The sequence below is a fragment of the Mesorhizobium sp. f-mel genome (assembly GCF_053850215.1).
Window position 1 is genome coordinate 80073 of the sequence record NZ_JBSPTO010000007.1, and the last position, 22856, is coordinate 102928.

Annotated in this window: 21 protein-coding genes and 1 pseudogene; 20 read left to right on the forward strand and 2 right to left on the reverse strand. The window is 62.2% G+C overall.

What is annotated here, in order from left to right; translation table 11 throughout:
• Positions 1 to 60 precede the first annotated feature (60 nt).
• The 6 genes and pseudogenes from ACWUKX_RS11915 (at position 61) to gndA (ending at position 5942) form a co-directional block, all read left to right on the forward strand.
• The gene (locus ACWUKX_RS11915; protein WP_456006890.1) at positions 61 to 963 is read left to right on the forward strand and encodes a GntR family transcriptional regulator; all 903 of its coding nucleotides are present in this window, start codon (positions 61 to 63) and stop codon (positions 961 to 963) included.
• Between the two features lie 118 nt (positions 964 to 1081).
• Positions 1082 to 1435, forward strand: coding sequence for a DUF2946 family protein (locus tag ACWUKX_RS11920; RefSeq protein ID WP_128345406.1), 354 nt, complete (start codon positions 1082 to 1084; stop codon positions 1433 to 1435).
• A gap of 107 nt (positions 1436 to 1542) precedes the next feature.
• Complete coding sequence (locus ACWUKX_RS11925; protein ID WP_456006892.1) at positions 1543 to 2082, forward strand: copper chaperone PCu(A)C; 540 nt, start codon at positions 1543 to 1545, stop codon at positions 2080 to 2082.
• 40 nt (positions 2083 to 2122) lie between these two features.
• Positions 2123 to 2641, forward strand: a pseudogene (locus tag ACWUKX_RS11930) (YcnI family copper-binding membrane protein).
• Between the two features lie 55 nt (positions 2642 to 2696).
• Positions 2697 to 4334 (forward strand): copper resistance CopC/CopD family protein, encoded by a 1638-nt coding sequence (locus ACWUKX_RS11935; RefSeq protein ID WP_456006894.1) that lies wholly within the window; start codon positions 2697 to 2699, stop codon positions 4332 to 4334.
• A gap of 180 nt (positions 4335 to 4514) precedes the next feature.
• On the forward strand, positions 4515 to 5942 hold the full coding sequence (gene gndA / locus ACWUKX_RS11940; RefSeq protein ID WP_456006896.1) for an NADP-dependent phosphogluconate dehydrogenase: 1428 nt from the start codon (positions 4515 to 4517) through the stop codon (positions 5940 to 5942).
• Here gndA and ACWUKX_RS11945 read toward each other — a convergent pair.
• Positions 5939 to 6985: a LacI family transcriptional regulator gene (locus tag ACWUKX_RS11945; protein ID WP_455840674.1), complete on the reverse strand. Its 1047-nt coding sequence runs from the start codon at positions 6983 to 6985 to the stop codon at positions 5939 to 5941. The two genes, gndA and ACWUKX_RS11945, sit on opposite strands and share 4 nt — an antisense overlap.
• A 404-nt stretch (positions 6986 to 7389) precedes the next feature.
• Here ACWUKX_RS11945 and ACWUKX_RS11950 point away from each other — a divergent pair, with 404 nt between their 5' ends.
• The 8 genes from ACWUKX_RS11950 to ACWUKX_RS11985 all read left to right on the forward strand — a co-directional run bounded on the left by ACWUKX_RS11950 (position 7390) and on the right by ACWUKX_RS11985 (position 15486).
• Positions 7390 to 8628, forward strand: coding sequence for an ABC transporter substrate-binding protein (locus ACWUKX_RS11950; RefSeq protein ID WP_456006898.1), 1239 nt, complete (start codon positions 7390 to 7392; stop codon positions 8626 to 8628).
• A 95-nt stretch (positions 8629 to 8723) separates the two neighbouring features.
• On the forward strand, positions 8724 to 9617 hold the full coding sequence (locus ACWUKX_RS11955; RefSeq protein WP_455840672.1) for a carbohydrate ABC transporter permease: 894 nt from the start codon (positions 8724 to 8726) through the stop codon (positions 9615 to 9617).
• Positions 9610 to 10545: a carbohydrate ABC transporter permease gene (locus ACWUKX_RS11960; protein ID WP_029348229.1), complete on the forward strand. Its 936-nt coding sequence runs from the start codon at positions 9610 to 9612 to the stop codon at positions 10543 to 10545. Before ACWUKX_RS11955 ends, ACWUKX_RS11960 begins: the two co-directional genes overlap by 8 nt.
• Before the next feature lie 2 nt (positions 10546 to 10547).
• Positions 10548 to 11645 (forward strand): ABC transporter ATP-binding protein, encoded by a 1098-nt coding sequence (locus tag ACWUKX_RS11965; RefSeq protein ID WP_127318032.1) that lies wholly within the window; start codon positions 10548 to 10550, stop codon positions 11643 to 11645.
• Positions 11646 to 11698: 53 nt separating this feature from the next.
• Complete coding sequence (locus ACWUKX_RS11970; protein WP_456006900.1) at positions 11699 to 12445, forward strand: sugar phosphate isomerase/epimerase family protein; 747 nt, start codon at positions 11699 to 11701, stop codon at positions 12443 to 12445.
• A 12-nt stretch (positions 12446 to 12457) separates the two neighbouring features.
• A complete protein-coding gene (locus ACWUKX_RS11975) occupies positions 12458 to 13621 on the forward strand; it encodes a Gfo/Idh/MocA family protein (RefSeq protein WP_128341183.1) in 1164 nt (387 codons plus the stop codon).
• 150 nt (positions 13622 to 13771) lie between these two features.
• A complete protein-coding gene (mgrA, locus tag ACWUKX_RS11980; protein ID WP_456006902.1) occupies positions 13772 to 14818 on the forward strand; it encodes an L-glyceraldehyde 3-phosphate reductase in 1047 nt (348 codons plus the stop codon).
• Between the two features lie 263 nt (positions 14819 to 15081).
• On the forward strand, positions 15082 to 15486 hold the full coding sequence (locus ACWUKX_RS11985) for a Fur family transcriptional regulator (RefSeq protein ID WP_023675234.1): 405 nt from the start codon (positions 15082 to 15084) through the stop codon (positions 15484 to 15486).
• A gap of 152 nt (positions 15487 to 15638) precedes the next feature.
• Here ACWUKX_RS11985 and polA read toward each other — a convergent pair whose 3' ends face one another.
• Positions 15639 to 18605 carry a DNA polymerase I gene (gene polA, locus ACWUKX_RS11990; protein WP_456006904.1) on the reverse strand — a complete coding sequence of 989 codons (2967 nt, stop codon included), beginning with the start codon at positions 18603 to 18605 and terminating at the stop codon, positions 15639 to 15641.
• A 402-nt stretch (positions 18606 to 19007) separates the two neighbouring features.
• On the opposite strand from polA, the gene ACWUKX_RS11995 reads away from it, so the two are divergent.
• The 6 genes from ACWUKX_RS11995 (at position 19008) to ACWUKX_RS12020 (ending at position 22535) form a co-directional block, all read left to right on the forward strand.
• Positions 19008 to 20393 (forward strand): M20/M25/M40 family metallo-hydrolase, encoded by a 1386-nt coding sequence (locus ACWUKX_RS11995; RefSeq protein WP_456006906.1) that lies wholly within the window; start codon positions 19008 to 19010, stop codon positions 20391 to 20393.
• A 93-nt stretch (positions 20394 to 20486) separates the two neighbouring features.
• On the forward strand, positions 20487 to 21107 hold the full coding sequence (locus ACWUKX_RS12000) for a ribonuclease D (RefSeq protein ID WP_456006908.1): 621 nt from the start codon (positions 20487 to 20489) through the stop codon (positions 21105 to 21107).
• Between the two features lie 51 nt (positions 21108 to 21158).
• A complete protein-coding gene (locus ACWUKX_RS12005; RefSeq protein ID WP_135934665.1) occupies positions 21159 to 21407 on the forward strand; it encodes a hypothetical protein in 249 nt (82 codons plus the stop codon).
• Positions 21408 to 21512: 105 nt separating this feature from the next.
• Complete coding sequence (locus ACWUKX_RS12010) at positions 21513 to 21767, forward strand: GlsB/YeaQ/YmgE family stress response membrane protein (protein WP_065010153.1); 255 nt, start codon at positions 21513 to 21515, stop codon at positions 21765 to 21767.
• Between the two features lie 26 nt (positions 21768 to 21793).
• Positions 21794 to 21940 carry a hypothetical protein gene (locus ACWUKX_RS12015; RefSeq protein ID WP_029348215.1) on the forward strand — a complete coding sequence of 49 codons (147 nt, stop codon included), beginning with the start codon at positions 21794 to 21796 and terminating at the stop codon, positions 21938 to 21940.
• A 205-nt stretch (positions 21941 to 22145) separates the two neighbouring features.
• Positions 22146 to 22535, forward strand: coding sequence for a hypothetical protein (locus ACWUKX_RS12020; protein WP_065010152.1), 390 nt, complete (start codon positions 22146 to 22148; stop codon positions 22533 to 22535).
• Positions 22536 to 22856: the final 321 nt, after the last annotated feature.

A 22856-nucleotide genomic window follows, 5' to 3' on the forward strand; every position in this document is an offset into this window, starting at 1 on the left:
AACATTTGTCATATCGCGCTTCAAACCGCCGCTGCAAGCGCCGGCGTAACGGGGCAGGGGATGTCGAAGAGCAACAACGTCTACAAAGACGCCTACAATCGGGGTTTGCGGCTGCTCGACGAAACGAAAAGCCTGCCGTCCGAGCCCGAGCTTGGCACGCTGCTCGGCGTCAGCCGCACGACGATCCGCACCATCCTTACGCGCATGGAAGAGACGGGGCTGATTGCCTGGAACAAGCGCAGCAAGACGGTTTTGCGCGTGCCGCGGCCGGACGATTTTTTCCCCGAGGAAGAGACCGACACGCTGTCGCAGATCATCGAGCGCTCCTTCATGCGGCGGCTGCTTGCCGGCGGCGCCGAGCCCGGCATGCAGATCAACGAACTCGAGTTGGCGCGCGAGATCGGCGTCGGCACCACCAGCGTGCGCGAGTTTCTGATCCGCTTTTCCCGCTTCGGGCTGATCGAGAAACGCCGCAACAGCCATTGGGTGCTGAAAGGTTTTACCCGCGCTTTCGCGCTGGAATTGACCGAAATCCGCGAGATGTTCGAATTGCGCTCGGCTGCCGCGTTCGCCGCCCTGCCGGACGACAGCCCGGTCTGGGCCGACCTCGACCGGCTGGAAGACGAGCATCGCCGGGTGGCGCGCGAGATCGCCACGCGCTTCAACGAATTCTCGGAGCTCGACGAGCGCTTTCACCGGCTGATCCACCGCGCGTCGCACAATCGCTTCATCGTCGATTTCTACGACGTCATCGCCATGATCTTCCACTACCACTACCAGTGGAATAAGGCGCAGGAGCGCGAGCGCAACGAAGTGGCGGTCGCGGAACACCTGGCCTATATCGCGGCGCTCAAATCGCGCGATCTCGGCAAGGTCGACGCCGCCTGCCGCAAGCATCTGAAGTCGGCGCGCAATACCCTGTTGACCTCGATCCCCGAGGGCCAGCAACCGTCGCGGGCTTAAAGCGCTGCGTTGCCGCAGCAGTAATTTGGCGATTTTCCGCCCGCCGAGCGCGTGCTAGGTATTTGCCGTTGCTGCGTGAAGAGGCAGGCTTTTGAACATCCGGCGGAGACGATGGAGCATGCCGGCCGCGTTCGCCGCGGCCTATTTGCTCGTGCTCCAGTCGGTGTTTGGCGCATTCGCCTCCGGCTTCCCCGATGCTTCGCAACTCGACGCCTTCGGCAATGTCATCTGCACCCAGGAGGGCGCGGCCCAGCTTCCAGGCGGCGATCCGCACCAGCAGCACGTGCCGGCTTGCTGTGTGCTCGGCTGTGGCATGGCCTCGGCGGCTTACGCGCCGCCGCCCGCTGCCGGCATGTTGGCCGGCAACTTTTCCGTCGAAACCGTCGCGTTTGTGCTGCCGGCGTTCCGGCACCTCGATTTCAGCCGCGACCGCTCTCCGTCGAATCCGCGCGCGCCGCCGGCTAAGGCCTGATCCGTCCCAGATCGCCTTGCGGAAACCTTTCGCGGGCGCATTCATTCAACATCGAAACTGTTCGCGACCGGCCGACGGCGCGATTTATCAGTTCTTGGAGCTATCACATGTCTCACACATTTCGCGCGCGGTTCGGCCGCAACAGCCGCTTCCTGCGCAGCTTCGAGGAGCGACACGGCATCACCGTGTTGCTCCTCGCCCTTCTGTTCGTCGGCGCCCAGGCCGTTTCCGCGCATGAGTTCAAGGTCGGTGACCTCGAGATCGGGCATCCCTGGTCGCGCGCCACACCGCCCGGCGCCAAAGTGGCCGGCGGCTATTTCACCGTAACCAACACCGGCAGTTCGCCGGACCGGCTGCTGTCGATCTCCTCTGAAATTTCGGCCAAGGCCGAACTGCATGAGATGGGCGTGAGCGATGGCGTCATGGCCATGCGGCCGGTCACCGGTGGCCTTGAAGTTCCGGCCGGCGGTAAGGTCGCTTTGGCACCCGGCGGCTATCATCTGATGTTCGTCGGGCTGAAACGGCAACCGAAGCAAGGCGAGACGTTTCCAGCCACGCTGATCTTCGAGAAGGCCGGCACCGTCACTGTCGACTTCGCCGTGGAAGGCATCGGCGAAACGGGCGGTATGGACAATCACGCCAACTGACCCGGCCAGATCCGGACAAGTCGAAATTTGAGGGACCATCATGAACAGGTATCTTTTGTCGGCCGGCGCGTTTTTCGTCTTGGGGACAAGCGCGACCTTCGCCCACGTCACGCTCGAAACGCAGGAGGCGGCGGTCGGTTCGACCTACAAGGCTGTCCTGCGCGTGCCGCATGGCTGTGAGGGCAAGGCGACGACGGCGGTGCGCGTGCAGATCCCGGAAGGGGTGATTTCGGTGAAGCCGATGCCGAAGCCGGGCTGGACGCTGCAGGTCAAGAAGGGCAGATACGAGAAATCCTACCAGCTCCATGGTCAAGCGGTGACATCAGGCGCTAGGGAAGTCGATTGGAGCGGCGGCAGCCTGCCGGACGAATTCTACGACGAGTTCGTCTTCCGCGGGACACTGGCGGCGGATCTGCCGGCCGGCCAAACGCTCTATTTCGCGGTGGTGCAGGAATGCGATGGCGTTGCCGAACGCTGAATCGAGATTCCGGCGGTCGGCCAAGATGAGGATGCGCTGGAATATCCCGCGCCTGGTCTCAAGCTGCTGCCGAAGAAGTGATCCTAGGCGGCGCCCTCTATCCGAAAGAGCGCGCCGCTGTTTGTGTGGCAGTGGCATGAGCGCGGCACCCTTCCTGCGGACGATCTGCACAACCAGCAAGCGCGCCGGTCGGCTTGCGGTCGGGCAGCTGACTGCGATCGTGCTGCTCGCCATAATTGCTGCGCCAACTCAGGTCTTTGCCCATGCGGCGCTGATCACGACCGAGCCGGCTGATGGTGCGGTGCTGGGACAAAGTCCTATGCAATTTTCGCTGACCTTCAGCGAACCGGTGTCACCGCTGGTGCTGACCTTGGTGCGGCCTGACGGGACGCCGGTTCCGCTGACGTCCTTTCGGCTCAGTGTCCAGACGGTCGAGATCGACAATCCGCAAACGCTCGGGTCCGGCACACATGTGCTGAGCTGGCGGGTAATCTCCGCCGATGGCCATCCGGTCGGCGGCTCGGTGCTTTTTTCCATCGGCGCGCCGAGTGCTGCGCCGGCCGTCTCCGAAGTCGTCGACCGGGGTCTGAGGTCGGCTATCTGGATCGGCAAGATCTTTCTCTATGTCGGCCTCTTTCTCGGCGTCGGCGGCGCCTTTGCCATCGCTTGGCTGGCGAAGGGCGGACGTTCCGGCCAGCGCTTCGCCATCGCCGCAATCCTATGCGGCCTTGTCGCGGCGCCTTTGTCGCTCGGCTTCCAGGGACTGGACGCGCTCGGTGCGCCGCTCGTCTGGCTGGCGCAGCCGGGCGTCTGGCAAGCCGGGCTCGGCACAAGCTTCGGCTGGACGGTCCTGGTCGCGCTTGTGGCGCTCGGGCTCGGGCTGCTGTCGCTTGTCGGGCCGCGCGGCGGTGCAAAACTGTTTGCGCTTGCCGGCTTGGCCGCTGTCGGTGCCGCCCTCGCCGCCAGCGGGCATGCAAGTGCCGCCGAACCGCAATGGCTGACAACGCCGATGGTGTTTCTACACGGTGCCGGCATTGCCTTCTGGGCCGGGGCGCTGGCGCCGCTCAGTCTCGCCATCAGGCGGAAGCCGGTCGAGGCCACGCCTTTCCTGCGCCGGTTTTCCCAAGTGATACTGCCCGTCGTGGCCGTGCTTACGGCCACCGGCATCGTGCTGGCTGTCATCCAGGTGCAGGCGCCCGCAGCTTTGCTCGAGACTGCCTATGGCGGGCTGCTGCTGGTCAAGCTGGCACTGCTGTTCTTTCTGTTCACGCTGGCCGCGACCAACCGCTGGAAGCTGACCGGTCCGGCCGAAGCGGGAGACACAGAAGTACAGTGGAGGCTGGTCCGCTCGATTAGCATTGAAATGCTGATCGTTCTGGCGATCTTCGGCGTTGCCGCCGGCTGGCGTTTCACGCCGCCGCCACGCGCCCTGGCGATCGCAGCAGCGCAGCCGGCGTCGGTGCATATCCACACGCCGAAGGCGATGGCCGACCTCAGCATCACTCCCGGCCATGTTGGGCCGGTTGCCGCCTCGATGGTCATAATGACCGGCGATTTCGGCCCGCTCGACGCAAGCCAAGTGACGTTGGTGCTATCAAAACCTGACTCCGGCATCAAGCCGATCAAGCGCGCGGCGACAAAGCCAGGCGACGGCACCTGGCGCGTCGACGATCTCGTCGTCCCGGTTCCCGGCCGATGGACAGCGCGGCTCGATATCCTCATCTCGGATTTCGAGATCGTGAAGATCGAGGCGCCGATCGACATCAGGCCGTGAGGACAAGCTGGCGGTCTGCAAACACAATTCGGCGAGGCGGTTGACGCAGCCTTGAACGCCCGTCATTCATCTTGGCAAGATTGGCATCTCGGCAAGATTGGCATCTCGACAAGAATGGCATCCCGAAAAGAATGGGCGTCGCCACAAATCAACAAAAGATCCGAAAGCAGGGAAGAAACGATGGAAAAAGCCGAAATCGGCCTGATCGGCCTTGGCACGATGGGCTCCAACCTGGCGCTCAACATCGCCGAGAAGGGGCACCGCATAGCCGTCTTCAACCGCACCGCGGCGCGCACCGACGCCTTTGTCGCGAATGCCGGGGCGCTCAGGGATATGGTGGTGCCCTGCTATAGCCTGGAGGAACTCGCCGCTGCCATCCGGCCGCCCCGTCCGATCATCATCATGGTGCTGGCCGGCAAGCCGGTCGACGAGCAGATCGCGGCACTGCGCGGCGTGTTGTCGGCCAACGACATCGTTATCGATGCTGGCAACGCCAATTTCCGCGACACGATGCGGCGCTTCTCCGAGCTCTCCGATTCGGATCTCACCTTCATCGGCATGGGGGTGTCCGGCGGCGAGGAGGGCGCGCGCCATGGACCGTCGATCATGGTCGGCGGCACGGAAGAGTCCTGGAAACGCGTCGAAAGGGTGCTGACCGCCATCTCGGCCAAGTTCAGGGATGAGCCCTGCGCGGCGTGGCTTGGCACCGATGGCGCCGGGCATTTCGTCAAGACCATCCACAACGGCATCGAATATGCCGACATGCAGATGATCGCCGAGATCTACGGCATCTTGCGCGACGGGCTCGGCATGGCGCCGAAGGAGATCGCACAAGTGTTTGCCGGCTGGAACAAGGGCCGGCTCAACTCCTATCTGATAGAGATCACCGCCAAGGTGTTGGCCGCCGACGATCCGAAGACCGGCAAGCCGATGGTCGACGTCATCCTCGACCGCGCCGGCCAGAAGGGCACCGGCAAATGGTCGGTCATCGAGGCGCAGCAGCTCGGCATTCCGGCCACCGCGATCGAGGCCGCGGTGGCGGCACGCGTGCTGTCGTCGATCAAGGACGAGCGCCTGGCCGCCGAAAAGGCCTATGGCAATGGCGGCGTGACCAAGATTTCCGGAGACAAGGACGCGCTTCTCAACGATCTCGAGCTGGCGCTGTTCGCCGGCAAGATATCAGCCTATGCGCAAGGCTTCGCGGTGATGAGCGGCGCCTCGAAGGAATTCAACTGGAACCTGCCGATGCCGACCATCGCCAAGATCTGGCGGGCCGGCTGCATCATCCGCTCGCAATTGCTGGATACGATAGCGGAAGCCTTCGGCAAGGGTGGGGCGGCGACCAATCTGCTGATGGCACCGGCTTTCTTCGCAATGATGCAGGAGGCGCATCCATCGCTCCGGCGCATCGTGGCAAGAGCGTCGGAGGCTGGCTCGCCGGTGCCGGCGCTGTCGTCCGCGCTCGCCTATTTCGATAGCTACCGCCAGGGCCGCGGCACCTCGAACCTGATCCAGGCGCAGCGCGATTTCTTCGGCGCGCACGGCTTCGAGCGTATCGACGGGCAGGGCGCGTTCCATGGCCCGTGGGGGAGCGGAGCGGCAGGCTAGTCGCGGCGATAGGCCAGAACCTCGGTCGGCATGCTCAGGCTCTGCAAGGAGCCAGGTGCTGCGCCGCCGATCCAGCCCAACACTGAGCGGGCGAGCTCGGCGCCGGCCAGCCGGAAGTTCTCGTTGACCACCAGCAATTCCCTACGGAACAGGTGGAGCAGGTCGGACGACTGCTTGGACACCACGTCGACGTCCCGGCCGAGCTTGAGGCCGGCGTCCTCGATGCCGGCGACGATGGCGAGTGTAGCGGCGGCGGCACTACTGACGAAACCGTCGGGCCTGGCGTCGCGGCGCATCAGCTGTGCGGTCCTCATTCTGATCTGCTCGATTGAATGGTCGATCGAAACGGTGTTGAACGGGATTTCGCTGGCACCGACCTCGCTCAGTGCATCGGTGAAGCCGTTGAGCGTATGACTGTGGTAGGTCAGCTCGACTGGAGGCGCCAGCAGAGCCAGCCTGCTGCGGCCGATGCCGGCCAGATGGCGTACAGCCTCGGCCGCGAAAGCGTAGTTGTCGAAATCATGGTAGGGGTGGATCAGCCCCATATCGGTGCGGCCATGCGTGGCAAAAGGGATACCACGCTCCAGCATGTAACGGGCCCTGGGGTCATTCGGCTGAGTGCGCGAAATGATGACGCCGTCGGCGGAGCCGGTTTCCACCAGATAACGTATCGGGTCCAGAGGATCCTGCGAGCGTGAATAAGGCGTGACGATCAGGTGATAAGGTGTGTCGGCGATGACTTCCGAGACGCCGTAGATGATATCAGAGACAAAGCTCATGATCTCGCGCTCGGTGTTGAGCACGAGACTGATGACGTTGGTCTTGCCGGTCCGCAGGCGCACACCGGCACGATTGGGGCGATAGCCGATCTGTTTGGCGACGAGCTGGACGCGCCGCCTAGTCTCGGCGCCGATCTCGGGCGCGTCCTTCAGCGCCCGCGATACAGTGGTGACGCCCAGCCCGGTCATGAAGGCAAGCGTCTTCAGCGTCGGCCGGCCTTGTCCCGACGCGTCATCGTCCTTTTCCGTCTGATGTCTGTCCATTCATCCCGCCCGTCAGGCGCATAGCAGTTGCCGTGCAGGCCGGCAATCGGCGGATTGCGGCTCTCCCACGACTCCGCCTGATGAACACTCTATATACTGAAACGTTACAGGTTGTCACTTGCCATCACGCGCTGTTGGTGGGCAGGCTCTTTGCACGGAGCGACGCTCTGTTCGACGTAAGCCACTGGACGTCGGCTATGGCGTGCTCGCGCAACAGGATTCGCCGGATTTCATCCGTGCGACACTATTATTGCCGCGCAACCTCGCTGTTGCAGTGCAGCACCTAGTAGAATTTGTTCGCGCCTCAAAAAATAATTGGGACCGGTTCCTATTCAGGGGTTGCGCGCCCTACACAATTGCCGTATCGAAAATCTGTAACGTTTCAGATTCTGGGAGGAGCCGAAATGCGATACCAATTCATGACCGCTGCGTTGGCAGTGACAACCGCGCTGCCTTTCGCCGGCCCGGCGGCAGCGACGGATCTGGAAGTCACCCATTGGTGGACTTCGGGCGGCGAGGCGGCGGCGGTCGCCGAATTCGCCAAGGCGTTCGACGCGACAGGTAATCATTGGGTCGACGGCGCTATCGCCGGCTCCGGCGGCACGGCGCGGCCGATCATGATCAGCCGCATCACTGGCGGCGACCCTATGGGCGCCACCCAGTTCAACCACGGAAGGCAAGCGGAAGAATTGGTGCAGGCCGGTCTGATGCGCGATTTGACCGAACTGGCCACCAGGGACAAGTGGGCCGAAATCGTCCAGCCGAAGAGCCTGCTCGACGGCTGTACCCTCGACGGCAAGATCTATTGCGTGCCGGTCAACATTCATTCCTGGCAGTGGCTGTGGCTGTCGAACGGGGCCTTCGAAAAGGCCGGTGTGCCGGTGCCGAAGAATTGGAACGAATATGTTGCAGCAGCCCCTGCGCTGGAGAAGGCAGGCATCATACCGCTCGCGGTCGGCGGGCAGCCCTGGCAATCCTCGGGCGCCTTCGACGTGCTGCTTACGGCGGTCGGCGGTACCGACGCTTTCTTGAAGGTCTATCGCGACAAGGATGCCGAGTTCGCCGCCGGGCCTGAGGTCGCGAAGGTGTTCAAGGCCGCGGACGATGCCCGCAAGATGGCGAAGAACACCAATGTGCAGGACTGGAATCAGGCCACCAATCTCGTCATCTCCGGCAAGGCCGGCGGCCAGATCATGGGCGACTGGGCGCAAGGCGAGTTCCAGGTTGCCGGGCAGACCGCCGGCAAGGACTATACGTGCCTTCCCGGCCTTGGCCTGAACGAGGTCATCGCCACCGGCGGCGACGCCTTCTACTTCCCGCTGCTGCAGGACGCTGAAAAGTCCAAGGCGCAGGAAGCGCTGGCCGAAACGCTGCTCGATCCCAAGACGCAGGTCGCCTTCAACCTCAAGAAGGGCTCGCTGCCGGTGCGCGGCGATATCGACCTCAAGGCGGCGAACGACTGCATGAAGAAAGGGCTCGACATCCTGGCCAAGGGCAGCGTCATGCCCTGGACGGACCAGCTGCTGTCGCAGGACACCCAAAAGCAGAAGGAGGACCTGTTCTCCGAGTTCTTCGCCAAGCCTGATATGACCGTGGAAGAGGCACAAAAGCGCTTCGCCGACATCGTCGCCTCAGCGGACTGACGATCGACGAGCCGCTCGCTCCCGGCCCGCGACCGCGGGGCCGGGAGCTCCGGGTCAAGTCTTGACCCGCCCGCCCTTCCCCGACGGCTGTGCAGATGAGCAAGAGCGAACGCCCCAACCAACTCTTCCGCAACCTTAACGCCAAGGTCGCCTCTATTCCGATGGTCCTCACCGCACTGGTGATCTTCGTCGGCGGCAGCGCGTGGACGGTGCTCTATTCCTTCACCAATTCGAAGCTCCTGCCGCGGCTGAACTTCGTCGGGCTCGACCAGTATTATCGGCTGTGGTCGACGCCGCGTTGGCTGCTCTCCATTGAGAACCTCCTGGTCTACGGCGTGCTGTCGCTGGTGTTCTCTCTGGTCATCGGCTTCATACTCGCGGCGCTGCTCGACCAAAAAATCCGCTTCGAGGACACGTTCCGCACCATCTTCCTCTACCCGTTCGCGCTCTCCTTCATCGTCACCGGTCTTGTCTGGCAGTGGCTGCTCAACCCGGAGTTCGGAATCCAGGGGGTGGTGCGCGGCCTCGGCTGGGAAAGCTTCAGTTTCGATCCGCTCTACAATTCCAACATCGTCATCTACGGCATATTGATCGCCGCGCTCTGGCAAGGCACCGGGCTGATCATGTGCCTGATGCTGGCGGGCCTGCGCGGCATCGACGAGGATATCTGGAAGGCCGCGCGGGTGGACGGGATACCCACCCTAAAGACCTATCTCTTCATCATCATCCCGATGATGCGACCGGTCTTCATCACCTCGCTGGTCATCATCGCTGCCGGTATCGTCAAGGTCTATGACCTGGTTGTCGCCCAGACCAGCGGCGGTCCCGGCATCGCCTCCGAAGTGCCGGCCAAATATGTCTACGATTACATGTTCTTCGCCCAGAACCTCGGCCAGGGCTTCGCCGCCTCGACCATGATGCTGCTGTCGGTGGTGGTCGTCATCGTTCCCTGGGCCTATCTCGAATTCGGAGGCAAGAAGCGTGGCTGACCATGCCGTTTCCCTGCCTGCCGGTACGGGTTCGATCGGGCTCGAGGCATCCGGGCCGCGAGGGCCGAAGCCGCGGCATGTGTTCTCGCGCCGCAACATCTTCCTCTATGGCACGCTCATCGTGATGGCGCTGTATTATTTGCTGCCGCTCTATGTGATGGTGGTGACGTCGCTCAAGGGCATGCCGGAGATACGCCTCGGCAACATCTTCTCACCGCCGCTCGAGATCACCTTTGAGCCTTGGGTGAAGGCCTGGTCCAGCGCCTGCACCGGCCTCAACTGCGACGGACTCTCGCGCGGCTTCTGGAATTCGGTGCGCATCACCGTTCCGTCGGTCATCCTGTCGATCGCGATCGCTTCCGTGAACGGCTACGCGCTTGCCAACTGGCGCTTCAAGGGCGCCGACACTTTCTTCGTCATCCTGATCGTCGGCGCCTTCATCCCCTACCAGGTGATGATCTATCCGATCGTCATCATCCTGCGCGAAATCGGCCTCTATGGCAGCCTGAGCGGTCTGGTGATCGTCCATTCCATCTTCGGCATGCCGATCCTGACCCTGTTGTTCCGCAACTATTTTTCTTCCATGCCGGATGAACTGTTCCGGGCGGCGCGCGTCGACGGCGCGGGCTTCTGGGGCATCTATTTCCGTATCATGCTGCCGATGTCGCTGCCGATCTTCGTCGTCGCCATCATCCTGCAGGTGACCGGCATCTGGAACGACTTCCTGTTCGGTGTCGTCTACACTCGCCCCGACACATATCCGATGACGGTGCAGCTCAACAATATCGTCAACTCGGTGCAGGGCGTGAAGGAATACAACGTCAATATGGCCGCCACCATCCTGACCGGCCTCGTACCGCTCGTCGTCTACTTCGTTTCCGGCAAGCTCTTCGTGCGTGGCATCGCTGCCGGCGCGGTGAAAGGATGATGATGACAAGAATGGAAAATCCCAGTGTCTCGATCCAGGACCTGTCGCTGAATTTCGGCGCAGTGTCGGTGCTGGAGACGCTCAACATCGATGTCGCCGAGGGCGAGTTCATCGTGCTTCTCGGCCCGTCCGGCTGCGGCAAGTCGACCTTGCTCAACTGCATCGCCGGTCTGCTCGACGTTTCGGACGGCCGCATCTTCATCAAGGGCAAGAACGTCACCTGGGAGGAGCCCAAGGACCGTGGCATCGGCATGGTGTTCCAGTCCTATGCGCTCTACCCGCAGATGACTGTCGAGAAGAACCTGTCCTTCGGGCTGCGCGTTGCCGGCATCCCCAGGGACGAGATCGCCAAGCGCATCGCGCGGGCCGCAGAAATCCTGCAGATCGAGCCACTGCTGCAACGCAAGCCGTCGGCGCTTTCGGGCGGCCAGCGCCAGCGTGTGGCCATCGGGCGGGCGCTGGTGCGCGACGTCGACGTCTTCCTTTTCGATGAGCCGCTTTCCAATCTCGACGCCAAGCTGCGCGCGGAACTGCGTGTTGAAATCAAGCTGCTGCACAGCAAGCTGCAGAACACCATGATCTATGTCACCCACGATCAGATCGAGGCGATGACGCTGGCCGACCGTATCGCGGTGATGAAGGGCGGCGTGATCCAGCAGCTCGACGCACCGCAGACGATCTACAATCGCCCGGTCAACCGGTTCGTCGCCGGCTTCCTCGGCTCGCCGGCGATGAATTTCCTCGACGGCAGGCTGGAGAAGGACGATGGCAACTGGCACTTCGTCGCCGAGGATGTGCGGATCCCGCTTGCCACCTACGCTTTCGAAAAGGAGCCCGTGCCGGGGGCGGCCGTCTTCGGTATCCGGCCCGAGCATGTCGCGTTCAACAGCGGCGCTGGATGGCCTTTCACAGCCACGGCAAATGTCGTGGTCGTCGAACCCATGGGTTCCGACACGCTGGTCTGGCTGAAGCTCGGAAATCAGAATTTCACCGTGCGGGTGACATCTGAGCGCACGCCAAACAATGCCGACACGGTGAGCATCGGTTTTGACCCGATGCGCGCTTCGCTGTTCGACGCCGCCACCGGCAACCGCCTCTAATTCCCAAGAACTTCACCTCAAGCACATCCATCCCCAGAGAACGGACAGAGACGATGAACTGGTCATTCCAACTTTACAGCGCGCGAAATTTCCAACCTTGGAAAGGGGCGCTCAAGATGCTGGGCGAGCTCGGCTACGCGCAAGTCGAGGGGTTCGGCGGCGTCTATGACGACCCCAAGGCGTTTCGGGCCGAACTCGACAAGAACGGGCTCGCCATGCCGACCGGCCATTTCTCGATCGATGCGCTCGAGAAGGATTTCGATGGCGTGCGCAAAATCGCCGACGCGCTCGGCATCACGCTGCTCATCTGCCCCTATCTGGTCGCCGAGAGCAGACCAACCGACACGGCCGGCTGGCGCGGCTTCGGCGCACGCCTGGCCAAGGTCGGCGATGCGGCTGGCAAAGCCGGCTACGGCTTTGCGTGGCACAACCATGATTTTGAGTTCAAGAAGCTTGCCGACGGCTCGATGCCGCAGGAGCACATCCTCGCGGCGGCACCAGACATCGGCTGGGAGATGGACGTGGCCTGGGTGGTGCGCGGCGGCGGCGATCCGCTGCCCTGGATCGAGAAGTATGGCAAACGTATCGTCGCCGTCCATGTCAAGGACATTGCCAAGCCTGGCGAGGGCGTGGACGAGGACGGCTGGTCCGATGTCGGCCACGGCACGATCGACTGGGCCGGCCTGATCAAGGCGCTGCGCGCCAAGAGTGCCGCCAAATACTACGTCATGGAACAGGATAATCCCAACGACATCGAGCGTTTCGCTCGCCGCTCGATCGCAGCCGCCAGGACCTATTAGGAGCAAATCAGCATGGCAAGAAAACTTGGGATCGGCGTTGTAGGCTGCGGCAACATTTCGAAAGCATATTTTTCGCTGGCGCCGCTGTTTCGCGGCATCGAGATGCGCGCCTGCGCGGATATCAACATGGATGCGGCCAAGGCGCGGGCGAAGGAGTTCAAGCTGCGCGCCGAGACGGTCGAAGGGCTGCTCAAGGCCGGCGACATCGACATCATCGTCAATCTCACCATTCCGGCGGTGCACTACGAGGTATCGAAACAGATCCTCGATGCCGGCAAGCACGTCTATTCGGAAAAGCCGTTCGTGCTGTCGGTCATGGAAGGGCTCGATCTGAAGAAGCTGGCCGAGAGAGACGGACTGCGCATCGGCTCGGCGCCGGACACTTTCCTCGGTGGCGCGCACCAGCTTGTCCGCAACCTGATCGACACTGGCAAGCTCGGCAAGATCACCAGCGGCACATGCCATGTGATGAGCCATGGGATGGAGCATTGGCACCCCAATCCGGACTTCTTCTTCCAGCCTGGCGCCGGTCCGGTGCTCGATATCGGACCCTATTACATCACCAATCTGATCCAGCTGATCGGACCGGTGAAGCAGGTGGCAGCCTTTGCTTCGATCCCGAAGACAGAACGCACGATCTCGTCCAAGCCTCGCGCGGGCGAAAAAATCCTGGTCGCCACGCCGACGACGATTCATGGCGTGATGGAGTTCGAGAATGGCGCCGTGGTGACGCTCAATACCAGCTGGGACGTGTGGAGCCATGGCCACGCGCCGATGGAACTCTACGGCGAGTTGGGCACGGTGTTTTTGCCGGATCCGAACTTCTTCGGCGGCGACGTTCGCTTTACCGACGCCGCCAAGCCGGTCAAGAAGCTGCCGAAATGGAAGCATCCGTTCGGCGTGGCCAACCAGATGCATTCGCACGGCATGATGGCCAACTATCGCACCGCCGGTCTCGCCGACATGGCGCTGGCGATTGCGGAAGGCCGGCCGCACCGGTGCTCGATGGAGCTGGCGCTGCATGCCGTGGATGTGATGACCGGCATGTTGCGGTCGGGCGCGAGCGGAAAGTTCGTCGCCATGCAGACCACCTGCGAACGCCCTGCGGCACTCGGAGTCAAGGATGCGGAAGCGCTCTTGGCGAAGAAGAAAGGGCTCCTGGCGAAGAAGAAATAGGGCAAGCGCTTCAGTGATTGCGACACTTGTTGTTTACCGTCGACCCCTCTCCCCATAGAAACGGCGAGACGCTAAGGGTGAGGGGCAGAGCCGACTCACCCTTTTTTGCGGTGGCAACTGCCGGGCTCGCTTTGATCTAAAGGATTTCCCATGCCCTATGTGCCTGCCGAAAACCGCTACGAGAAAATGATCTACAATCGCTGCGGGCGATCCGGCCTGAAATTGCCGGCGATCTCGCTCGGCCTCTGGCACAATTTCGGTGGCGACACGCCGCACCGGACCAAACAGGCGATCGCGCGCAAGGCCTTCGATCTCGGCATCACGCATTTCGACCTCGCCAACAATTACGGCCCGCCGCCCGGTTCGGCTGAGACAGCTTTCGGCGAAATCCTGCGGACGGATTTCTCCTCCTATCGCGACGAGCTGATCATCTCGACCAAGGCCGGCTACGAGATGTGGGCCGGACCTTACGGTGAATGGGGCGGGCGCAAATATGTGCTGGCCAGCCTCGACCAAAGCCTGAAGCGGATGGGGCTCGACTATGTCGACATCTTCTATTCGCACCGTTTCGATCCCGATACTCCGCTGGAAGAAACGATGGGTGCGCTCGATCATGCGGTGCGCTCGGGTAAGGCGCTTTATGCCGGCATCTCTTCCTACAATTCGCAGCGCACGCGCGAGGCCGCCGACATTTTGAAGCAGCTCGGTACGCCTTGCGTCATCCATCAGCCGAGCTATTCGATGCTCAATCGCTGGGTCGAGGACGATGGTTTGCTCGACACGCTGGAGGGGCTCGGCGTCGGCTCGATCGTGTTCACGCCGCTGGCGCAAGGCATGCTGACGGACAAATATCTCGGCGGCATCCCTGAGGGCAGCCGCGCCAGCCAAGGCAAGTCGCTGAGGCCGACCTTCATCAACGACAAGACCATCGCCAACATCAAGGCGCTGAACGCGATTGCCGGCCGCCGCGGCCAGACGCTGGCGCAGATGGCGCTGGCCTGGGTGCTGCGCAAGGGCAGGGTGACCTCGGCGCTGATCGGCGCCAGCCGGCCGGAACAGGTCGAGGATTGCGTCGGCGCGCTGAAGGCGCTCGACTTCAGCGATGCCGAGCTCGCCGAGATCGACACCTACGCGCGCGAAGCCGACATCAATCTGTGGGCCGCCTCCGCCGAGCGCAAGGGTCCGCCGCGGAAGTGATCCACCACGGAAGTGATTCCCTACAGAAGTGACTGGCAACGCGTAGCCGACCAGGTGCGGCGGGAACTGCTCCCGCCGTTTCATCTACTCGGCCGCCAATGCGTGGTCGGAGTTTGATGCCTGCTCGGAGTTGGCCGGCTTCTGGGCCATGCCGGCACAGAAACAGTAGCAAAAACGCCCGTTCGTCGCTATCTGGATAGAATTGAAGCCGCTTGCACGCGGAAATGACGTGCGAGCGGCGCGAACGGGTTGGAAACAGGATCATGGCAGCAAGGGATGTGCTGACGAAAAACCAGTTGTGCGTGCTCGAGAAACTCGAGGCCGCCAGCGGGCCGCTCAGCGCCTATACATTGCTTGACCAGCTTCGCGAGCGGGGTTTTCGCGCACCGCTGCAGGTCTATCGCGCGCTCGACACGCTGGTTAAGTCCGGTTTCGTGCACAGGCTCGAAAGCCTCAATTCCTTTGTCGCCTGCGCCGAGCCGCACGACCACAGCCATTCGATGACCGCCTTTGCCATCTGCGACACATGCGGGCAGGTGACCGAATTTTCCGACCATGATGTCGGACACCGGCTCGATGAGTGGGTGCGCTCGACCGGCTTTGCCGCCAAGAAGGCAGTGATCGAATTCCGCGGCACCTGTGCCAAATGCCTGGCCGAGGCGGCTTAAGGTGTATTGATATTAGGTGATGCCGGCCTGCAAATGGTGGCTTCCTGCGCTTCGGTCCTCACGTACCCAAAAGTACGTTCCGCTCCGGTTCTCGGAACCCACCATCTTCGACACGGCCTGACCTGAACCCCAACACACCTGGCTTGGGCGCATCAATGAGCCTCTTCCCAATTGTCGGCGGCGCGGGCATCGACATGCAGCGGCACCGACATCGACACCGCCGGCATCGCAGCGTTCTCCATCACATGGCGCACGACGGGGATCGTCGCCTCGACCTCCGCTTCGGCCGTCTCGAAGACCAGCTCGTCATGCACTTGCAGCAGCATACGGGCGGAAAGCTTCGCCTTTTCCAACGCATCGTCCATGCGTATCATGGCGCGGCGGATGATGTCGGCCGCGGTGCCCTGCAGCCGCGCGTTGATCGAGGCGCGCTCGTTGAAGGCACGGACTGACGGGTTTGACGACCGTATCTCCGGATAGTGGATGCGGCGGCCGAAGATCGTTTCGACGAAGCCGTATTCGCGGGCATAGGCTTTGGTAGCGTCGATATAGTCGCGGATGCCCGGGAAGCGTTCGAAATATTTCTTGATATAGGCGCCGGCCTCTTCGCGCGGGATCGACAGCTGGTTGGCGAGACCAAAGGGGGAAATGCCGTAGATGATGCCGAAATTGATCGCCTTGGCGCGGCGGCGTATCTCCGAGGGCATGCCCTCGACCGGCACGTTGAACATCTCCGACGCGGTGATGGCGTGGATGTCGGCGCCGTCGGCGAAGGCCTGTTTGAGCTGCGGGATCTCGGCGACATGGGCGAGCACGCGCAGCTCGATCTGGCTGTAGTCGGCGGAAACCAGCTTGTTACCCTTGTCGGCGATGAAGGCCGTCCTGATCTTCCGCCCCTCGATGGTGCGTACCGGAATGTTCTGCAGATTGGGATCGGAGGACGACAGCCGTCCCGTCGTTGTCGCGGCAAGGGCATAGGAGGTGTGGACGCGCTTCGTATCGGGATGGACGAAACCGGGCAGTGCGTCGGTATAGGTCGATTTCAATTTGGTCAGCTGGCGCCAGTCGACGATCTTGCGCGGCAGCTCGTGGCCTTCGGCGGCGAGGTCTTCCAGGAGCTGCGCCGAGGTCGACCATTGGCCGGTCTTGGTTTTGGAGCCGCCGGGCAGGCCCATCCTGCCGAACAGGATGTCGCCGAGCTGTTTTGGCGAGCCGATATTGATGCGCTCGCCGACGAGCTGATAAATTTCATCCTCCAGCCGCGCGGCGCCCTGTGCCAGTTCGCCGGAGAGCCGCGACAGGATCTGCCGGTCGACGGAGATGCCGCGCTGCTCCATCCTTGCCAGCACCGGCACCAGCGGCCGTTCCAGCCGCTCGTAAACCGAGACGAGGCCTTTGGCGGCAAGCCGTGGCTTCAGCACCCGCCAGAGCCTGAGCGCGACATCGGCGTGCTCCGCGGCATAGGCTGTGGCCTTGTCGATGTCGATCTGGTCGAAGCCGACGAAGCTTCTTCCTGAGCCGGCCAGATCCTTGAGGGCAATGGTCGAGTGGCCGAGCCACTTTTCCGACAGAGCCGCCATGCCGTGGCCGCCGGACGTGCCTGCGTCGAGCACGTAGGAAATCAGCATGGTGTCGTCGAAGGGGGCGACATCGATTCCGTGGCGGCTCATGACGACGAGGTCGTATTTCAGCTCCTGCACGATCTTGAGAACCGACTTGTCCTCCAGCAACGGCTTCAGAATGCCAAGCGCCTCTCGGATCGGGATCTGGTTTTCGACCACTCCGCCGCCGAGCAGGTCGCCGTTGCCGCTTTTGTGGGCGAACGGCACATAGGCCGCGCGACCGGGCGCGGTGGCCATGGAGAGGCCGATCAGTTCGGCCTGCATCGGATCGGGCGAGGAGGCCTCGATATCGAAGGCGACGATGCCTGTCTCCATCGCCTCGGCGATCCAGGCCCTCAGCGTCGCTGTGTCGCGGATGGAGACGTAAGCGCTGGTATCGATCTTGCTGCCAGTGGCGTCCTCGAAGCGAAGCGCCGAAAGAAGCGAAGGGGTGTCACCTTCCTTGGGTTCCACCTTGATGGTGGCCGGCACTGCTTCCCCGGCTTCGTCTGTCACTGTCTCTGCCGCTCTTTCGGCGGCTGCCGGCACTCCAAACCCGACATCGGGACCATGCGCGGTGTCCGCGCGCTCGATAATGACGGGAACGGGCTTGACATCAGCCGCTTCCGTTCCGGTCGCTTCCGCCACGCGGCGGGTCAACGAGGAGAATTCCATCGTCTTGAGAAAGCCGATCAGCCTTGGTCCGTCGGGCGGGTGCAACACGAAATCGTCGAGCCCGCCGATCCCCGGCACGTCGTTCTTCAGCGTCACCAGTTCACGCGAAATGCGCGCCTTGTCGGCATTGGCAATGATCGATTCGCGCCGTTTGTCCTGCTTGATCTCGGCGGCACGGGCGAGCAGCGTATCGAGATCGCCGAACTGTTCCAGCAATTGCGCCGCCGTCTTCGGCCCGATGCCGGGCACGCCCGGCACATTGTCGACCGAATCACCGGTCAGCGCCTGCAGGTCGATCATCTTTTCCGGCGGCACGCCCCATTTCTCGATCACCTCGGGAACGCCGATTTGGCGGTCCTTCATCGGGTCGTACATGGCGACCGAAGGGCCGACCAGTTGCATCAGATCCTTGTCGGAGGAGATGATGGTGGTGTCGGCGCCGGCTTCGCAGGCAAGCCGGCAATAGGTGGCGATCAGGTCGTCGGCTTCGTAGCCTTCTGTCTCGAGGCAGGGCAGGTTGAAGGCCCTGGTAGCCTGCCGGATCAGGCCGAACTGCGGGATCAAATCTTCCGGCGGTGCCGAGCGGTTGGCCTTGTATTCGGGGTAGAGGTCGTTGCGGAAGGTTTTCGACGAATAGTCGAAGATGACGGCGAAATGCGTCGGCACGATGCCGACATCGGTGTTGCGGGCGTCCTGCGTCAGCTTCCACACCATGTTGCAGAAGCCGAGCACGGCACTGGTCGGCAGCCCGTCGGATTTGCGGGTCAGCGGCGGTAGTGCGTGATAGGCACGGAAGATGTAGCCGGAACCGTCGACAAGGAAGAGATGATCGCCTTTTTTCATGGGACGAAGGGATAGCGCGGCGCAGCGTCGTGGTCCATGCCAAAGGCGGCCTCAACCGCCGGTTCCGGCAACATCCCTGACAGTCGATCCGATCACGGGTATGTTACGAAAGTGTAATCTTCGTGCCCTTGAATCGCCACGTTCGGAGACACAGATAAGCGCCATCGGCATTTTTCGCCGAGGTCCGGAGCAAGGCCCGTCCCCCGCCTATCCCGGACACTTGCGGCAGCCTATCCCCCCTCTCCGGGCTGCCGCATCGTTTCGAGTAAAGGCCGCCGTGGTTCCCCTCCACCACGGCGGCATTTTTTTGCCTTTCGACGCCCGTGGTCCAACGACCGCCGGCTTTTCGTTTCTGCCTTGCGGCTTTAGGGTTGCCGCTCAGAATCGAAAGGCTTGATAAAAATGTCCAGAATTTCTCCCGTCCTCGATCGTCTCGACAAAAACCTCGACGAGAGCCTGGAACGCCTGTTTGGCCTGCTCAGGATCAAGTCGATCTCGACCGATCCGAGCTATGCCGCCGATTGCCGCAAGGCGGCGGAATGGCTGGTGGCGGAGCTCAAGCTGATCGGCTTCGACGCCAGCGTGCGTCACACGCCAGGTCATCCGATGGTGGTGGCGCACCATGACGGGCCGGCGGGCGCACCGCATGTCCTGTTCTATGGCCATTACGACGTGCAGCCGGTCGATCCGATCGAGCTCTGGGAAACCGACCCGTTCGCGCCTTCGGTGAAGGAGATCGAGCCCGGCCACCAGGTGATCACGGGACGTGGTTCGGCCGACGACAAGGGGCAGCTGATGACCTTCGTTGAGGCTTGCCGCGCCTGGAAGCAGGTGCATGGCGGGCTGCCGTGCCGCATCACGATCCTGTTCGAAGGCGAGGAGGAGTCCGGCTCGCCATCGCTGAAGCCGTTCCTCGAGGCAAACGCGGCCGAACTCAAGGCCGACTTTGCGCTTGTCTGCGACACTGGCATGTGGGACCGCGATACGCCGTCCATCTGCGTCGCGCTGCGCGGGCTGGTCGGCGAGGAGATCACGGTGAAGGCCGCCGACCGCGACCTGCATTCCGGTCTCTATGGCGGTGCTGCTGCCAATCCAATCCGAATCCTGGCCAGGATATTGGCCGACATCCACGACGAGGACGGCCATGTCACCATTCCGGGGTTCTATGACGGCGTCGAGGAGACGCCTTCGCAGATCCTGAAGTCATGGGAGGCGCTCGGCGAAACCGCCGAGACATTCCTTGGGCCTGTCGGCCTGTCGATTCCGTCCGGCGAACAGGGGCGCTCGGTGCTCGAACTCACCTGGGCGCGGCCGACGGCCGAGTTCAACGGCATTATCGGCGGCTATACCGGCAAGGGGTTCAAGACGGTGATCGCGGCGGAAGCCTCGGCAAAAGTGTCCTTCCGCCTTGTCCACAAGCAGAATCCCCAGAAGATTCGCGCCGCTTTCCAAGGCTTCGTCAGGGAACGCCTCCCGGCCGACTGCTCAGTCGATTTCCAGCCGCATGGCGGCTCGCCGGCGATCCAGCTTTCCTACGACTCGCCGTTTCTCGCCAAGGCCAAGGACGCGCTGTCCGACGAATGGCCGAAACCGGCGGTGACGACGGGAAGTGGCGGCTCGATCCCGGTGGTCGGCGATTTCCAGACCTATCTCGGTATCGAATCGTTGCTGGTCGGTTTCGGGCTCGACGATGACCGCATCCATTCGCCGAACGAGAAGTACGAGATGAGTTCATTCCACAAGGGCCAGCGCTCCTGGGCGCGCATTCTCGATGCGCTGACACGCTGAGGGGGCGAGAATTCAACTTTCTGTTGATTTTTCATCGGATCGCGGCAAGGACGGGCTAGAGCGACGTGCGTCCAGCCGCGACCGGAGAATACGATGAGCGATATCCGCTTCCATAAGAACGACCTGCCGGGGCTCTTGCACTACGACGTCGGGGCGATCGCCATCGACACGGAGACGCTGGGGCTCAATCCGCATCGCGACCGGCTTTGCGTTGTGCAGATCTCGCCGGGCGACGGTTCCGCCGACGTCATCCAGATCGCGCCCGGCCAGAAGAAGGCGCCAAACCTCGTCAGCCTGCTCAAGAACCGCAGCATAACCAAGCTGTTCCATTTCGGCCGTTTCGATCTCGCCGTGCTCTACAACGCCTTCGGCGTCATGCCGGAGCCGGTGTTCTGCACCAAGATCGCCTCGCGGCTTACCCGAACCTATACCGACCGGCACGGGCTGAAGGACATCTGCTTTGAGCTTCTCGGCGTCAGCCTGTCGAAAGCGCAGCAGTCATCGGACTGGGCGGCGGAGACATTATCGCCCGAACAACTCGAATACGCCGCCTCCGACGTGCTCTATCTGCACCAGCTGCGCGATGTGTTGACAGCGCGGCTTGCGCGCGACAACCGGACCAGGGAGGCCGAAGCCTGCTTCCGCTTCCTGCCGACGCGTGCGAAACTCGACCTGATGGGCTGGGATGAGGCAGACATCTTCGCCCATAGCTAAGGCGGAACCTGGTGTTCGCCGCGACGTTCTGTCGGTCCGTGGAGGGATGAAATGGCTGCCAGAAAACCAATCGAAACAGCACCCAAGGATGGCTCCAAGGTCACCGTCTACTGGAAGGACAGCGACGGGGTGATGAACGAATCCATCGCGCAGTACCGGTCGCTCGACCGGCTGAAAGCGGCCGGCGGCGACTGGGACGAGAACGACACCGGCTGGTGGGCCTATACGGACGGTCACACGCAAAGGAAGGTCGAGCCGATCAGCTGGCGGCCTGCATCCGGGGATGGCGACGACGAATGACGCCGCTGGCGGCGCCGGCTCCTTTCCAATAGGTTGGACATGTTGCAATCGGAGGTCGATTCGGAGCTCTCTGCTCCGCGACCATTCGCTCGGGAGGGATCTGCAATGGGTACTGAGAGCCTGCTTGTCTTCATCATCATCGGTGCCATCGCCGGCTGGCTCGCCGGCCTGATCGTCAAGGGTTTCGGCCTCGGCCTGGTCGGCAATATCGTCGTCGGCATCGTTGGTGCCTTAATAGCCGGCTGGCTCTTCCCAAGGATGGGGTTCGCCATAGGCGGCGGTATATTTGCCTCCATCATCCACGCCACGATCGGCGCGGTGATCCTGCTCGTGCTGATCAAACTGGTGAAGCAGGCCTGATCCTCGAAGCACATCAAGGGCGCGCCATGAAGCAGAACATGCTCTATCTCATCATCGGCGCGCTCGTCGTCGTGGTCATCGCGCTCGGCGTCTATGTCTATCGCGAGCAAACCAGGCCGAAGGGCGTGGAACTCAAGATCGACGACAAAGGCATTTCGATCCAGCAGAACTGAGCGGCGTTGGGTTGGCGCGGCAAAGGTGCCGATGACCTGCCCCATCGGGTCGAAAATTGAGCGCCAAGGCAGGCCGCTCCATCCTTCGATGCACCCGGAGAGAAGCCTACCTGGATACGGAATAAGAGTGACGGATCGACACATCCGCGGTATGATCTTGGTACAGGGAGTTTGGGGCCAACCCACCTACTATTAGGAGGTTGCCATGAGGCACCAAACACTGGACCAACTGCATGCGGTGGCAAAGGTACACAGAGACCCAACACCTCCTAGAATGGACCGAACCCAGCGTCTCGAACGTTGGTCAAAACTTCTAGAACGGCAGCCCAGCCGACTCCTTACCGCGCTTATCGGGACCGAATATCGTTCGTCGCCGGAGCGCGAAATCATGCGTGGCGAAGGCTCGCCAATATCGGTTGCCTTCGAGGATCCGATTCTGCGCGATGAGGGGCTGAAAGACGACACTTATGGCGAAGCAAAGCGTTTCTTCGAACTGACCGACGATCAGCTCCACGAAATTGTCTGCTACTGCCATGTCGGCGAGACGATGCAATCATCCTGGGCAGCGCTTTCCGTTCGTGATGCGATCGACTAACGCATGATCCACCTAGGTGAATGACTTTGGTGGCAAGGTCATGCGCAGATTCAACGGTTTAGAGCAGCGATCGAACGCAAGAGACGGTGGCTGAGCGGTTGATGCTGAAATACGAGAAGGCCGTCTCGCGAGGGACGCCATTGTTGCAAACCCCCAGAAGCAGGGAACGCAGCGGTGACGTCCCGTAACGCATTGAATTAACTTTGAACCATTTAACCCGCCCTTAAATCGCCGCATCTACTCTTCACCCGAACGCCATGGAGCGATGTGCGTCCGTTCGGACGCACAGAGTACGCTCTTAGACTTTGAAGCTTCGCATCG